Below are 13,307 nucleotides of genomic sequence, written 5' to 3'. Positions count from 1 at the left end.
CCGCCCGCACCCGCATCGGCGGCGGCTTCGGCCGCTACGGCGAGCTCGTCGGCTCCGGCGACTACGACCGTGACGGGAAGAACGACCTGCTCGCGGTCGACCCGGCCACCAAGGTCACGTACCACTTCCGGGGGACGGGGCAGCGGTACACCCCGTTCGACCTGACCCGCTCCACCACGCCCCTCCTCAAGGGCGGGTCGTACAACCTTTTCTCCTGATCGATGGTCATACGGGTCGGTGCGCACGCCTTTGCGGACCGACCCGTCTTCGTCTGGAGAGCCCGTGCTTCCTGTACGCGCCACGCGCCGCCGTACCGTCGCCGTCGCCACCGTCCTCGCCGTCACCCTCGGCGCCGGAGCCCTGACCGTCCCGGCCGCCGCGGCGGACACGGTGACCGGCGCGGAGGCGGAGGAGGGCGTCACCCGGGTGTCCCTGAACTTCGTGGTGGACGAGGCCGGCAGCGCCGGGTTCTTCGACAGCCTCTGGTTCAACAACGACGTCCGCGCGTGGACGAGCTACAAGGACGGCCGCTCCTACAGCCTGAGCCGCTACACGACGTCGGTCTCGGTGGTCGGCGGCAACCAGTTCGTCGACGACGTGACCGACACCGTGGTCGACATGGCGACCGGGGCCCGCTACCCGCTGCCCGCGGGCAACACCGCGGCGATCGGCATCGCCGGCCCCTACGTCTTCACCGCGCTCGCCACCGCCTCCGGCCCCACCCTGTGGGCCCACACCGCCCAGGGCAGCCGGCAGATCACCGGCCTGCCCACCGGGACCAAGGACCTCTCGGTCCGTCCCGGCACCGCGCAGTACGGCGTCGTCGGCTTCACCGACGCCGACGGCGGGCGGCACCAGGGCCTGGTGGACCTGGCGGCGGGGAAGGTCACCGAGGTCTACGCGGTCCCGGCGTCGGCCTCCTCGTTCACCTTCTCGGACACCCGGGTCGCCTGGGCGGAGCGGGACGCCGCGACCGGCACGGCACGAGCCGTCGTCCTCACCCGGGGGACGGCCGAGCGGAAGACCGTCGACCTCGGCCCGATGCCCCGCACCGCCGAGGTGCAGCTGGTGGGCGACTGGCTCCTCGACGGACTGCCCCTGCGGGAGGGCCGGGACCTGACGCCCGGCTACGGCCTGCGCGCCCGCAACCTCGCGGCCGGCGCCGCGCCGGTCAAGCTGCTCGACTACTTCCAGACCATGACGCGGGACACCGGCGGCGGCGTCCTGGCCAGCGGCGGCCGGCTGGGCAAGGGCGAGGGCGTCCACCGGATCGAGCGCGGCGCGGACGGCCGGCCCACCGTCGCCCTCGTCGCGAGCAACGGCTCGCCGACCGAGACCGCGGAGATGCGGGAACCCCTGATGCGGAAGCCGGTCGACCTGGACCGGGAATCCTACGTCTCCTTCACGTGGTACGTGAACCACTGGGACACCAAGGCCACGGTGCGGCTGCGGCACGTCCGTACCGGAAAGACCTACGACTGGAGCTCGAACGGTTTCGCCAAGGGCCGCAGCATGGGCGGGGTCAACAGCGACTACGCCGACGGTTTCCCCATGGGCCCCGAGTGGGTCGGGACGTTCGGCAACGGGAACGAGTTCGGCTCGCCCGACACCCGCATCGCCCACAACGGCGACTACACCTGGGAGTTCACCGGCGAGCCGCTGTCCGGTCTCGGCCCCGCCCTGAAGAGGTCCGGCACCTTCACCGTCGTCCGCACGCCGAAGCAGCACGACTTCGACGACAACGGCTCGCCCGACATCCTCGCCCGCGACGCCTCCGGTGTCCTGCGGTCGGACAGCTCGGTCCGCTCCGGCCGCTGGGGCGGGGACGAGTTCGAGGTCCCGGAGACCACGATCGGCGGCGGCTGGCAGATCTACGACCGCATCGAGACCGTCGGCAACGTCGCCGGCTCCGTCCACGCCGACGTCGTCGCCCGCGACAAGGCGGGCGTCCTCTGGCTCTACCAGGGCGACGGCAACGGCGGCTTCGCCGGACGCGTCCAGGTCGGCGGCGGCTGGCAGACCTACGACAAGATCACCGGCGGATCCGACTTCACCGGCGACGGCCGCGCCGACGTCGTGGCCGTCGACAAGGCGGGCGACCTGTGGCTGTACAAGGCCACCGGCAGCGCCACCAAGCCCTTCGACACCCGCAAGAAGGTCTCCTCCGGCTGGGGCGGCTACGACCAGCTCACCGCCACCGGCAACATCGCGGGCGCCGCCCACGGCGACCTCGTCACCCGCGACGCGGACGGCGTCATGTGGATGTTCCTCGGCAAGGGCGACGGCACCTTCACCGCGCCCACCCGCCTGCGCGAGGGCTTCGGCCGCTACGGCAAGTTCATCGGCGCGGGCGACTACGACGACGACGGCAGGAACGACCTGCTCGCCGTCGAGGCCGCCACCGGCAAGACGTACCTCTTCCGGGGCACCGGCGCCCGCACCACCACGTTCGAACGGGCCCGCATCGCCACCTCCCTCTTCTCCTCGGGGGCGTACGACCTGTTCGGCTGACGGCACCGTCCCTCCCTCCCGCAGAGGGGCGCAGCACATGAACCGGCGCCCCTCCCACCGCCTGGTGGCCTCGGCCCAGGAAGCGCGGTGGGAGGGCGTGGGCCGGCGAGCATCTGCCACAGGTGACGGCGCAGTGTCACGGAAAGTCACGGAACGCTATCGTCCGGTCATGAGGACGAACAACTCAGCCCTCGCGGCGGCTTCGGCCGCCGCCGTTCTGCTGGCCGTTCCGGCGCCCGGCCACGCGGCGCCGGGCGCGGCCAGGCCCCACACCTGCCTGGAAGGGAAGGCCGACTCGCGAGGCCGGTCCTCCGTGGACGGCACCGAACTGGCCTGGGACGAGGTCTCGAAGTTCGATGACGCGCGCTCGTACGCGATCAAGGTGTGGACGGCGGGAACGCTCAGGCAGGTGAAGATCAAACCGGACGGCGCGTCCTCCTACGCCGACCTGGAGTGGAAGGACGCCGACAGCACCGGCCAGGGCTGGAACCTCGTCTACGGCAAGTGGGACCCGAACACCGGCACGGACTTCCTGTGGCTCAACCGGGCGTACCTGGACGACAGGAAGCCGCTCGGAAAGGACGAGCACCGCAGGCGGGTCGCGATGCACGAGCTGGGCCACGCGCTGGGGTTCTGCCACAAGGAGCTGGGCCGGGAGAAGGCCTCGGTGATGTGGGAGTACTACGACGACCTCGCCGCGAAGGGCTTCGACAAGCCGACGTCGAACGACGTCCGGGCGTATCACGCACTGTGGGGATGACCATGGACAAGAAGGCGACGGCGCTGGTCCTGGGCGCGGTGGCTGCCGGGGTGCTCACGGCCGGCGGATGGTTCGGCTACCAGCGGCTGGAGGTGCGGGTCGCTCCGGCGGAGGTGATCCGGGGCTACGACGCGCGGACTCCGGCGGGTACGGCGCCCCACTCCGAGGACGTCTTCACCGGCAAGGTGGCGGCGTTCGAGGAACAGCGGGAGATCGAGTCCTGGACGACGGACGTCTACCGGGTCGACGTCGTCTCCGTGCTGCGCGGGGACGTCAAGGGGACGGTGCGGGTCACGTGGGCGAGGGACGAGGAGCCGGGGCAGCGGCTGAAGGACGGCGAGACGTACGTCTTCGCGACGCAGGCCTCGCGGAGCGACGCAGCGGTGAAGGACGGCCAGGTGCTGATGTTCCACGGCGCGATGAAGCCGGTGGAGGAGGCGCAGTTGACGGCGTGGAAGCTGGCGGCGGCGCTGCCGGTGCGGCTGGCGCCGTAGGAGGGAACGGGTGAGGAGAAGCGCCTCGGCGGGGCGTCGGTGGCCGGCACGACGGCAGCGCCGTGGTGGGCGGGGCGTCCGGTGCCGTGGGGGACGTGCAGGTCCGGGGCGCCGACGGCCGCAGGGCCGCGGCGAGCATCTGCCGGGGCGCGGGCCCATGTACCGGTCTGCGAGGCGCCGCTCACCAGCTGCCTGATCACGTTGAAGATGCCCTGGCCCAGCGGGGTCGGCGCGATCACGATGCCCAGGGGCAGGGGCAGGGGCAGGGGCAGGGGCAGGGGCAGGGGCAGGGGCAGGGGCAGGGCCGGGGCCGGGACGAGGACGAGGACGAGGAACGCGGTGTTACGTTCCTCGACACGGCTTCCGGCCTGGGGCCTGCGCCGCAACCGCATCACCACGACGACCGCGAGCAGCACTCCGGACACCCGTTCCCCCAGGCGAAGAGGGCCGAGCAACCAGCCGGCCCGACCGGCTACGTGGTTCTGGCCGCCGCCCGCACTTCTCAGCCGACCGACCGGGGATTTCCGCGGAAGTGGCTCTGGACGGCGGTACCCGCCCGTAGCGTGAGGCGGCATGACGGTGCTGATCATCGGCGGCAGTGGGTTCCTCGGGGCCGAGTTGGTGCGCCAGGCGGTATCCGCGGGTCGGTCCCCGGCCGCCACGTTCCATTCCCGTCCAGGCGACCACGCCGGGGCGACCTGGCACCACCTCGACCTTCGCGACCTCTCCCGGCTCGAAGGGGTCCTCGACAGGGTGGCTCCGGCCGTGGTGATCAACGCGACGAGCGGCGGAGCGGACTGGTCGGTCACGGCCGAAGGCGGTATCCGACTCGCCCTGGCTGCCGCCCAGCGCGGCATCCGCCTGGTGCACGTCTCCAGCGATGCCGTCTTCTCCGGCGCGCGCCGCGACCGGTACGACGAGTCCTGCCTTCCCGACCCGCTCACCCCGTACGGGGCGGCGAAGGCCGCCGCCGAGACCGCCGTACGTCTCCTGTGTCCCGACGCGGCCGTCGCCCGCACCTCACTGATCGTCGGCAACGGCCGCTCCGAACACGAGCGGCTGGTGCACGCGCTGGCCGACGGCACCCGGCAGGGCGTTTTGTTCACCGACGACATCCGCTGCCCCGTACACGTGGAGGACCTGGCCGCCGCCCTGTGGGAGCTCACCCGATCCGACGCCGCCGGCGTCTTCCACCTCGCAGGCCCGAACGCCCTGAGCCGCTACGAGCTGGGCGAGCTCATCGCCCGCCGCGACGGCATCGACCCCTCCCTGCTGCCCAGCGGACGCAGGAAGGACACCGAGCTGTCGGGTCCGCTCGACGTTCGCCTCGACAGCCGCGCCACGCAGCGACGGCTGCGCACCCGGCTCCGCGGAGCCAGGGAGTTCCTGGTCGAGGCCTGAGCCGCAAAGTCGACCGGAGCCACGCGCGGGAGGCGTTCGGCGGCACAACGTCAGGAAGCAGGACCACGCACTGACTTCGACGTGACGAACTAGGTTCCGCTCGAAGAACGGTCGTACAGCCGTACAACCGTGAACGGCCCTCATGAGACCTGTGGTCGTGGCGCACCGACGCCTCGACCACGGACTTCGAGGGGAATCCCCTTGAAGCACCTCAGCCCCGCCGGACGACTGCTGAGCGGCGGGTCGACCGGCTTCGTGCCCCATGCCGTCGCCGGTGGCCGGCACGTCTTCCGGTGGCACCGGACCGCAGACTCCGCTCTTCCCCTCCAGGAACCACGTGAAGCAGCGGCACCGCACCACCCGCCGGGTCGCCGCCGCCCTCGCCGTCACCCTCACGGTGACGGCCGACGGCCTGGCGGCCCCGGCGTGCGCGGCGGCCCCGGCCGCCCTTCCCGTACGGCCACTCCGTATGGGGCTCCCGCGACTCGGACGTCGTGGACGTCCTGTTCGGACTCACGGAGAGAACCGTCCCGCGGACCCTTGGAGGCCCTGCCCTGCCCTGTCCTACCCCGCGTCGGCTCGGACCGATGCGGCTCTCGCGGCGCTCGGTGTAAGTTCGCCGGGTGGAAATCGGGGAGTTGATCGGGGCGGGGCGGACGGCGGATGTGTTCGCACTCGACGAGGACCGGGTGGTGCGGCGCTACCGCGACGGGGAGGACGCCACCGGTGAGGTGGTCGTGATGACCTACCTGGCCGAGCACGGGTATCCGGTGCCGGCGGTGTGGCCGGGCGCGGCGGCCGGGGAGCTGGTGATGCAGCGGCTGTCGGGGCCGACGATGCGCGAGGCGCTGGTCGCGGGCACGCTCAGCGGCGGGCGGGCGGGCGAGTTGCTGGCCGATCTGCTGCTGCGGCTGCACGCGGTCCCGCCCCGGGTCGGGGCCGATCCCGCCCACCGCATCGTGCACCTGGATCTGCACCCGGAGAACGTCTTCCTCACCACCGACGGCCCTGTGGTGATCGACTGGGCCACCGCCCAGGAGGGCCCTCCCGGTCTGGACACCGCGATGGCCGCGTTGATCCTCGCGCAGGCGGCGCTCACCATGCCGGCCGCCGCCGAGGTCGCCCGGACCGTCCTCCCCGCCCTGGTGCGTCACCTCGGTGGCACCGACGGCATGTTGCTGTCTGAGGCCCGGGCCCGGCGGGCCGCCAATCCGACCCTCGCCCAGGAGGAGATCGCCGTCCTCGACGAGGCGGTCGCCCTGATCCTGGCGGCAGGAGCCGACACCCAGGAGAGCGTCCTCCAGTAGGAGGTGACCTGGGCTGTCGGATGCGGGACGGGTGGGAAGGCCGTCCCGGCGGCGGTCGTCTCGGCGGTGGGCGTACCAGGCTCGGGGCCTACGGCTGGGGCGCGTGGTGGGGGCGATGCGGCAGTGACCCGCGCTTCGGCGTTGAGCGATCCCGGGTTGTGGCTCGGTGGTCCCTCCCTCTTCGACGCGACTGCCGAGGCGGTTCCGTTTCCGTGGGATCTCGCGGTGACCGACTCCGGCACCGGCCGCTCCGATGCGATCCAGCGGCTCCGGACGATCCTCGAACAGGCCGACCCCTCACGCCGGGACCGTGTCCGCGAGGTTCAGACGACGGACGGACGTCTTGGATCGGTCGGGACGATCGCGTGTTCGTCGAGGAGCTGCTCAAGGGCTTCGTGACCGTGCTCTCGGCGGTATGCCATCTCGGCCGCGGTGACCGGCAGGGTCCAGAGAATGCGGGCATGGCCGTCCGGCAGCGGGCAGTGTTCCAGGTCCGGGCCATGGAGGTAGGGAAGGCTGATCAGCAGGTGGTCGCAGTGGGACCCGGGCAGCCACGGTTCCCCGATGGGCACGCTGTGTTCGAGATCGAGGTGGTGATCGGCGTGGTAGCAGGCGGTCATGGCCAGGAGATCGGCGAAGCGTGCGTCGCGGACGGGCGCGGTGAGGACGAATTCGAGGCCGTGTCCGTCCGTCTCGACCGTGGACCAGCAGCCGACGGTGACGTAGGCCCAGCTGTCGGCGCGCGGTCCTGGGCCGACGGCGAGGATCCTCAGGTCGGGAACCGCGTCCCTTCGTCCAGGTCCCAGGTCGTAGTCGCTGACCGTGATCATGTGGCCGGTGAAGAAGGCGCGAACGTGGGCCTCGACGCCCGCTGTCGCCCGCTGGTCGCGCTCGCTCCCGAACATGGTGGAGAGGATCTCACGACCGGCCCAGGTGTCCTGGCTGCGAGTCCACCCTGCCCCGGACCCCGCGCCGGCCGAAGCGTCACGACCTACCGGCTCCATAGGCGCGCCGAAGCGTCACGCCCCCGCTCCATGGGCGCGCCGAAGCGCCACGGCCTACCGGGGACCGGCTGCGCATTCCCGTCGAAGCCTTCGACAGCTCGCCGACACGCGCATGACAACGGCAGGCTCCCTGCGCCACAACGGCTCAGAACCCGGCCATGGACTTGTCGAGCACTCCGCCCAGCGCACCGTAGGCGCTGCAGCGGACCGAGTGCTTCGCCCTGCGGCGCAGCCCGAAGCCCATGGCGAACGACAAGACGAAAAGCCCGCCGAGGACCATGGTCACGACGGGGTCGAAGACGACGTACGTGAAGCACGCCACGCCGGTCCAGAGAAGGACTGGCAGGAGGGAGCCGCGCAGTACCGACCAGAAGCCGATCCGCCCTGGCCCCGGCGGCAGCGCGCGGTCCTCCCACACCTTGATGTGGTTCCTGGTCACACAATGCTCGGGTCGCATGGAGTCATCACATCATCGGCAGCCCGGCACTCGTGCCTGTCCCGTGGGACACGTCGCCGGGGGAGCGGTGCTTCGTCGTTCGCCGGGTGGACCCGGCCGCGCGGACAGCGCCTCCCGAGGGCGGCCGTGTGCGCGATCGGCCCAGTGGGTAGGGGAGTCGACGCCGGCGGCCGAGCGATGCGACGGCTCGGGCAGAGGGGGAACGATGCGGCGGAATCTCCGGTGGGCGGCTGCGGGACTGGTCACGATCGCGGTGTTCGCGACCTGCACATGGCTGTGCGGTGCCGTGCTCCTGCCCTCGGCACTCGCCGATCCCACCATCAGGTGGAGCGTCTCCACGACGGCCGGAGTCGTCCTGGCCACGCTCGCCGTCGCATGGGGCCAGAACTTCGCGGCCCGCACCGGCCCCGGTACCACGGTCACCGCGTCAGGCGATCGGAGCATCGCCGTCCACGGGAACCCGGCAGGCGACATGTCCACCGGCGACACCGGCGACACCGGAGCCCACCGGCCCGCGCAGGGCTCCCCGGCCCGCCCGGAACCCGCCGCACCGGCAACCCCCGCCCCGCCGCGGCCCGAACCCCGGCCAGGGTCGACCACCGCATCCGGCAACAGGTCCATCGCGGTCAACGGCAACCCCGGCGGCACCCTCTCCACCGGCGACCAGCCGGGCCGGGCCCCTTCGTGAGCGGACTCTTCAGGAGGAAGCCCCGGCCACCGCAGGCGGCACAGCCCCCTGCCACCCACCACACCGAGGCGTCCGGACCGCGGTCCATCGCGATCAGCATCAACGGCGGCGCCTTTCATGGCACCCTGCTGACCGGGGACCACGCCACGGTCATCCACGTGCCGCCCGTGGCGCTCGTGCCCCCCGCCGAGGTCGAGCCCCCGCCAGGACTCGACAACCTGCCCCTGCGCCCCGCGCCGTTCGTAGGCCGCGCCCGCGAACTGGACCAGCTCGACGCCGCGTTCTCCTCCCACAACCAGGCCGTGGTGCAGGCAGTGCACGGGCTGGGCGGGATCGGGAAGAGCACCCTGGCCGCCCACTGGGCCGCCACCCGCCCGCACGACCACACCCCCGTCCGATGGATCACCGCCGACAGCCCCGCCGCCGTCCAGCAGGGTCTGGCCGACCTCGCGACCGCCCTCCAGCCCGCCCTGGCCCGCGCACTGACCACCGAGACGCTGGCCGAACGCGCCGCACAGTGGCTGTCCACCCACACCGGCTGGCTGATCATCCTCGACAACGTCAACGACCCCGCCGACATCGCCGGCCTGCTCGCCCGCGCCCCCGGCGGACGGTTCCTGATCACCAGCCGCCTCGCCACCGCGTGGAACCCCGCCGCCGCCCTCGTCCCCCTCGGCGTCCTCGCGGGAGACGAATCCCTCGCCCTGCTGACCCGGATCGCCACCGCAGCCGGTCCCCGGGACATGGACGGCGCCGCGGAACTGTGCGAAGAACTCGGCCACCTGCCCCTGGCAGTCGAACAAGCGGCCGCCTTCCTCGCGCAGAACCCCCTCACCACGCCACGCGCCTATCTCCGCCTGCTCTCCGAGCACCCGGCCACGATGTACCGCCGACGTGCGGTCACCACCCCGCCCGCCCGCACCATCGCCCGCGTCTGGGCCGTCACGCTGGACCGCATCGCCGCCCTCCAGCCCCAGGCCGTGGACCTGCTGCGCACCCTGGCCTGGTACGCCCCGGAGAACATTCCCCTCTCCCTGACCGGCGACTCCACCGAGCCGGCCACCCACGACGCGCTCGGCCTGCTGGCCGCGTACAGCATGATCACCCCCGACCCCGGCACCGGCACCGTCGCCCTCCACCGCCTGGTCCACGCCCTCGCACGCACCCCCGACCCCGAGGACCCTCACCGCACCCCCGGCCACATCAGGCAAGCCGTCCAGCAGGCCGCGGCCGGCCTGCACGCCGCTCTCCCCGCCACCTGGGACCCCGCCGTCTGGGACACCTGGAACACGCTGCTCCCTCACATCGAGGCCCACAGCGACCACGCCGCCCCGGACACCGACACCCTCGCCACCGCGCAGATCCTCGACCGCGCCGCCGGCTTCCTGGACATGCAGGGCCGGCCGGCCCTGGCGATCAGGCACTACGAACGTGCCCTGACCGGCTTCAAGCGGCTGCGGGGACCGGACCACGTCGACACCCTGTTCTGCCGTGACGACCTCGCCTGCGCCTACCGGAACGCGGGGGAGCCGGGCCGCGCCATCGCCTTGCACGAGCAGGCCCTTGCCGACAGTCTGCGGCTGCTGGGCAGGGACCACCCCGACACCCTCGTCATCGACGACAACCTCGCCCGTGCCTACCGGGAGGCGCAGGACCCGGGCCGCGCCGTCGGTATGCACAGGCAGATCCTTGCCGACAGCGTGCGGCTGCTGGGCAAGGACCACCCCCTCACCCTCGACTTCAGCGACGCGCTCGCCCAGTCCTACTGGGCGGCGGGCGACTCGGAACGGGCGAGTCGTCTCTACGAGCGGACCCTCGCCGACTGCGTGCGGGCGCTGGGCGAGGAAGACCCCCGTACCCAGTCCTCCCGCATCAACCTCGCCCACGTCCACAAGTCGGCCGGAGAGCCGCAGCGCGCCATCGACCTGTACGGACAGGCCCTCGAAGCCCGGACCCGGATACTCGGCAAGGATCACCCCGACACCCTGACCGCCCTGTGGCATCTCGCCGGCGCCTACTGGGAGGCGGGTGACACGCAACAGGCCACACCCCTGTACCAGCAGACCGCAGCGGACAGCCTGCGGGCGCTGGGGGAGGACCACCCCTTCACCCTGGTCTTCCGTCACGACCTGGCCGGCGTCCACTGGGAGGCCGGGGACCTGCCGCAGGCCACGCTCCTGTACGAGCAGGTCCTCGAAGCCCGGACCCGGATGCTGGGCGCGGACCACCCCGACACCCTGGATTCCCGCAACCGCCTGGCCGGCGTCCACAGGGACGCGGCGGACCCACAGCGGTCCATCCTGCTGTACGAGCAGAACCTCGAAGCCCGGGCCCGGGTACTGGGCACGGACCACCTCGACACCCTGACCTCGTGCAGCAACCTGGCCCGTGGCTACAGGGAAGCGGGGGACCTGCGGCGGGCCACACCCCTGTACGAGCAGGTCCTCGAAGCCCGGACCCGGCTACTGGGCGAGGATCACCCCGACACCCTGGCGTCCCGCAACAACCTGGCCGACGTCCGCCTTGAGGCGGGGAACCCGCGGCAGGCCGTTCCCCTGTACGAGGAGACCTTGGCCGGCAGCGTGCGCGCGCTGGGAGCCGACCACCCCGACACTCTGCTCGCCCGCAGAGACCTCGCCTACGCCTGTCTGAAGGCGAACGATCTGCAGCGAGCCGTTTCCGAGTACGAGCGGACTCTCTCCGACAGCGTCAAGGCACTGGGAAGGGACCACCTCGTCACACTTTCCTGCGGCAACGCCCTGGCCGGCGCCCTCCGGGAGGCGGGCGACCTGCAACAGGCCGTCAACGTGTACGAGCAGACCCTCATCGGCCGCACGCGGGTACTGGGGCCCGACCACCCCGACACCCTCGCCTCCGGCAACAACCTCGCCCATGCCTACGCGTCGGCCGGGGACACGGGACGTGCGATCCCCTTGTACGAGCAGACCCTCGAAGACACCGAGCGGGCCCTGGGCGCCGACCATGCGCTGACACGGACCATTCGCCGGAACCTCGCCGACGCCGTCGCCTTACGCGCCGACGAACCCGGACAGCCGTGAACTCCCGCGGCTGCGACGGCCTGCCGGTCGCGCACGGCGACGGCACACCCCTTCGACCACCGCGAGGGCATGTACCGCGGGCAGCCAGGACCATGTGCCGGCCCTCCGCACCGCTCTACCGCTCGCCGCCCGCTCCGTCGCTCGCTCCGCCGACCGCGTAGACGCGCTCCTGGAGTCGTTCGGCGGCCCAGTCCAGCCCGACACCCAGGTCCAACCAGTGCCGGTCCTCGCGGTTTCCGGGCGGCGCGAGGTTCACCGCCGCCCACGAGAACACGCCCACCAGGACGGAGCGCCCGTGCTGCGCGGTGCGGACGGACAGCGCGAACGGCGCGGCGAGTGCCGCGCGCGTCACCAGCATGGTCTGCGCGTCCTCGCCCCCGGGGCGCCCGCCCGTGAGGAACCGGGGCGTCTCCAGGATCTTGACCCACTCGACGACCGCGTCCGCCACCTGCGCGCGCAACGACTCCTCGATGCCCTCCCGGACGGCCGCGGCGGGATCGGCGCCGAGCCAGCCGAGCCAGTGATCGGGGTCGGTGAGCGGGCCGAAGTCGTCCTGCGGAACCCCGTGCCGGGGATTCTCCTCGTACGCGCCCGTCAGCTTCCCGTCCTCGCCCACCAGCCACGCGCCGCGGATCGCCTCGGGCGGCACATAGCCGTTCGGGTCGTCGACGTACGTCGGATCGATCTCGGCGACGCTGCCCCCCGGATTCTCCGCGGCCGCGGCCAGCAGCCCCGGATCCGCCGGTACGGCCCGGCGCCGCCCACGCCACGACCCGAAACGTCCCATGTCCGCCCCCACTCTCCGTGCCGCTTCCGTCGAGCGTGATGGTGCCCCACCCGCTCAGGGCCGCCTCGGCGGGGCGCCGGGGTGCCGAGGCCCGTGAGGGGAGCGGGACACCGAACCGCTGCCGCCGAACGACGACCGATTCCGAGGCCCCGCCTCAGCCGCGCTCACGGAGGTGCGTCTCCGGCTCCGCCGCACCGGTCGGCATCGCGCGGCCGCGAGCGGACAGGCGGGCGAGCCGGTTGCCGAGGGCGCCTTCGAGGGTCTCAGGCCCGTCGGCCGCCCGAGACACCGTCAGTCGGACAGCGAGGTGGTGCCGGCGGAGTCCGGCCGCGGCTGCTCCCCGAGGCCCCCGGCGTGGCGGGGGTACGGGCCCGCGCCGCGTCCCACAGGTTGATCAGCGCGCGGACATCGGTCGGGTGCAGCCCGTTCCGCGCCGCGAACTCGGCGCCGCGCCCGTCGAACTCCACGGTGACCGCGCGCAGCAGATGCACCGGTGCGCAGCGGACGCACCGGTTCGAGCTCCGGCCGCCGCCCTTCTCCCCTGTACGCCGTCCATTCCTCGTACCCCCACCGTCGATGACGCCGGATATCCCGCCGAGCGAGAGGAATCGCCCGTGTTCCCGTCCGCCGCCCGTCGGATCGAGGAGTGTGAGCCGGGAAAGCGGGGGTACGCGCGGAGTGAGCGCATGGGACTGCACTCGATCGCGGGTCAGCGGCACCCCCCCGTCGCCGGCCCGCGGTGCGACAGCCCCGCACCCTCCTTTCCGGTGCGGGGCCGTCGCCATGCGTACGCATCCGCGCACGGTTCCGGCTTCTCCGACTTTTCCGCTACGGGGCGG

The 13,307-nt window shown here is 72.5% G+C and carries 10 protein-coding genes and 1 pseudogene; 8 read left to right on the top strand and 3 right to left on the bottom strand.

Annotation, left to right across the window (positions count from 1 at the left end):
* The 6 genes and pseudogenes from ACFQ8C_RS06795 to ACFQ8C_RS06770 all read left to right on the top strand — a co-directional run.
* A pseudogene (locus ACFQ8C_RS06795) lies at positions 1-218 on the top strand (serine protease); the annotation flags it as partial.
* A 64-nt stretch (positions 219-282) separates the two neighbouring features.
* Positions 283-2,511 carry an FG-GAP repeat domain-containing protein gene (locus ACFQ8C_RS06790; RefSeq protein ID WP_383452987.1) on the top strand — a complete coding sequence of 743 codons (2,229 nt, stop codon included), beginning with the start codon at positions 283-285 and terminating at the stop codon, positions 2,509-2,511.
* A 169-nt stretch (positions 2,512-2,680) separates the two neighbouring features.
* A complete protein-coding gene (locus tag ACFQ8C_RS06785; RefSeq protein WP_383452985.1) occupies positions 2,681-3,271 on the top strand; it encodes a matrixin family metalloprotease in 591 nt (196 codons plus the stop codon).
* Positions 3,268-3,765, top strand: coding sequence for a hypothetical protein (locus ACFQ8C_RS06780; RefSeq protein ID WP_383452983.1), 498 nt, complete (start codon positions 3,268-3,270; stop codon positions 3,763-3,765). The genes ACFQ8C_RS06785 and ACFQ8C_RS06780 overlap by 4 nt, the downstream gene beginning before the upstream one ends.
* A gap of 573 nt (positions 3,766-4,338) precedes the next feature.
* A complete protein-coding gene (locus ACFQ8C_RS06775; protein WP_383452981.1) occupies positions 4,339-5,166 on the top strand; it encodes an SDR family oxidoreductase in 828 nt (275 codons plus the stop codon).
* A 623-nt stretch (positions 5,167-5,789) separates the two neighbouring features.
* Positions 5,790-6,473, top strand: a complete 684-nt coding sequence (locus tag ACFQ8C_RS06770; RefSeq protein ID WP_383452979.1) for a phosphotransferase — start codon at positions 5,790-5,792, stop codon at positions 6,471-6,473.
* A gap of 323 nt (positions 6,474-6,796) precedes the next feature.
* Here ACFQ8C_RS06770 and ACFQ8C_RS06765 read toward each other — a convergent pair whose 3' ends face one another.
* Together ACFQ8C_RS06765 and ACFQ8C_RS06760 are read right to left on the bottom strand one after the other, a co-directional pair.
* Positions 6,797-7,378, bottom strand: a complete 582-nt coding sequence (locus ACFQ8C_RS06765; protein ID WP_383452978.1) for a suppressor of fused domain protein — start codon at positions 7,376-7,378, stop codon at positions 6,797-6,799.
* Between the two features lie 244 nt (positions 7,379-7,622).
* Positions 7,623-7,934, bottom strand: coding sequence for a hypothetical protein (locus ACFQ8C_RS06760; RefSeq protein ID WP_383452976.1), 312 nt, complete (start codon positions 7,932-7,934; stop codon positions 7,623-7,625).
* Positions 7,935-8,139: 205 nt separating this feature from the next.
* Here ACFQ8C_RS06760 and ACFQ8C_RS06755 point away from each other — a divergent pair, with 205 nt between their 5' ends.
* A complete protein-coding gene (locus ACFQ8C_RS06755) occupies positions 8,140-8,622 on the top strand; it encodes a hypothetical protein (protein WP_383452974.1) in 483 nt (160 codons plus the stop codon).
* Positions 8,619-11,681 carry a tetratricopeptide repeat protein gene (locus ACFQ8C_RS06750; RefSeq protein WP_383452972.1) on the top strand — a complete coding sequence of 1,021 codons (3,063 nt, stop codon included), beginning with the start codon at positions 8,619-8,621 and terminating at the stop codon, positions 11,679-11,681. Before ACFQ8C_RS06755 ends, ACFQ8C_RS06750 begins: the two co-directional genes overlap by 4 nt.
* A gap of 115 nt (positions 11,682-11,796) precedes the next feature.
* On the opposite strand, the gene ACFQ8C_RS06745 is transcribed toward ACFQ8C_RS06750, so the two are convergent.
* Positions 11,797-12,468, bottom strand: a complete 672-nt coding sequence (locus ACFQ8C_RS06745) for a hypothetical protein (protein WP_383452970.1) — start codon at positions 12,466-12,468, stop codon at positions 11,797-11,799.
* Between the last annotated feature and the right edge of the window lie 839 nt (positions 12,469-13,307).

This window comes from Streptomyces sp. NPDC056503 (genome assembly GCF_042794995.1).
Taxonomy (GTDB): domain Bacteria; phylum Actinomycetota; class Actinomycetes; order Streptomycetales; family Streptomycetaceae; genus Streptomyces.
This window is presented reverse-complemented; position numbering and strand designations above follow the sequence as displayed.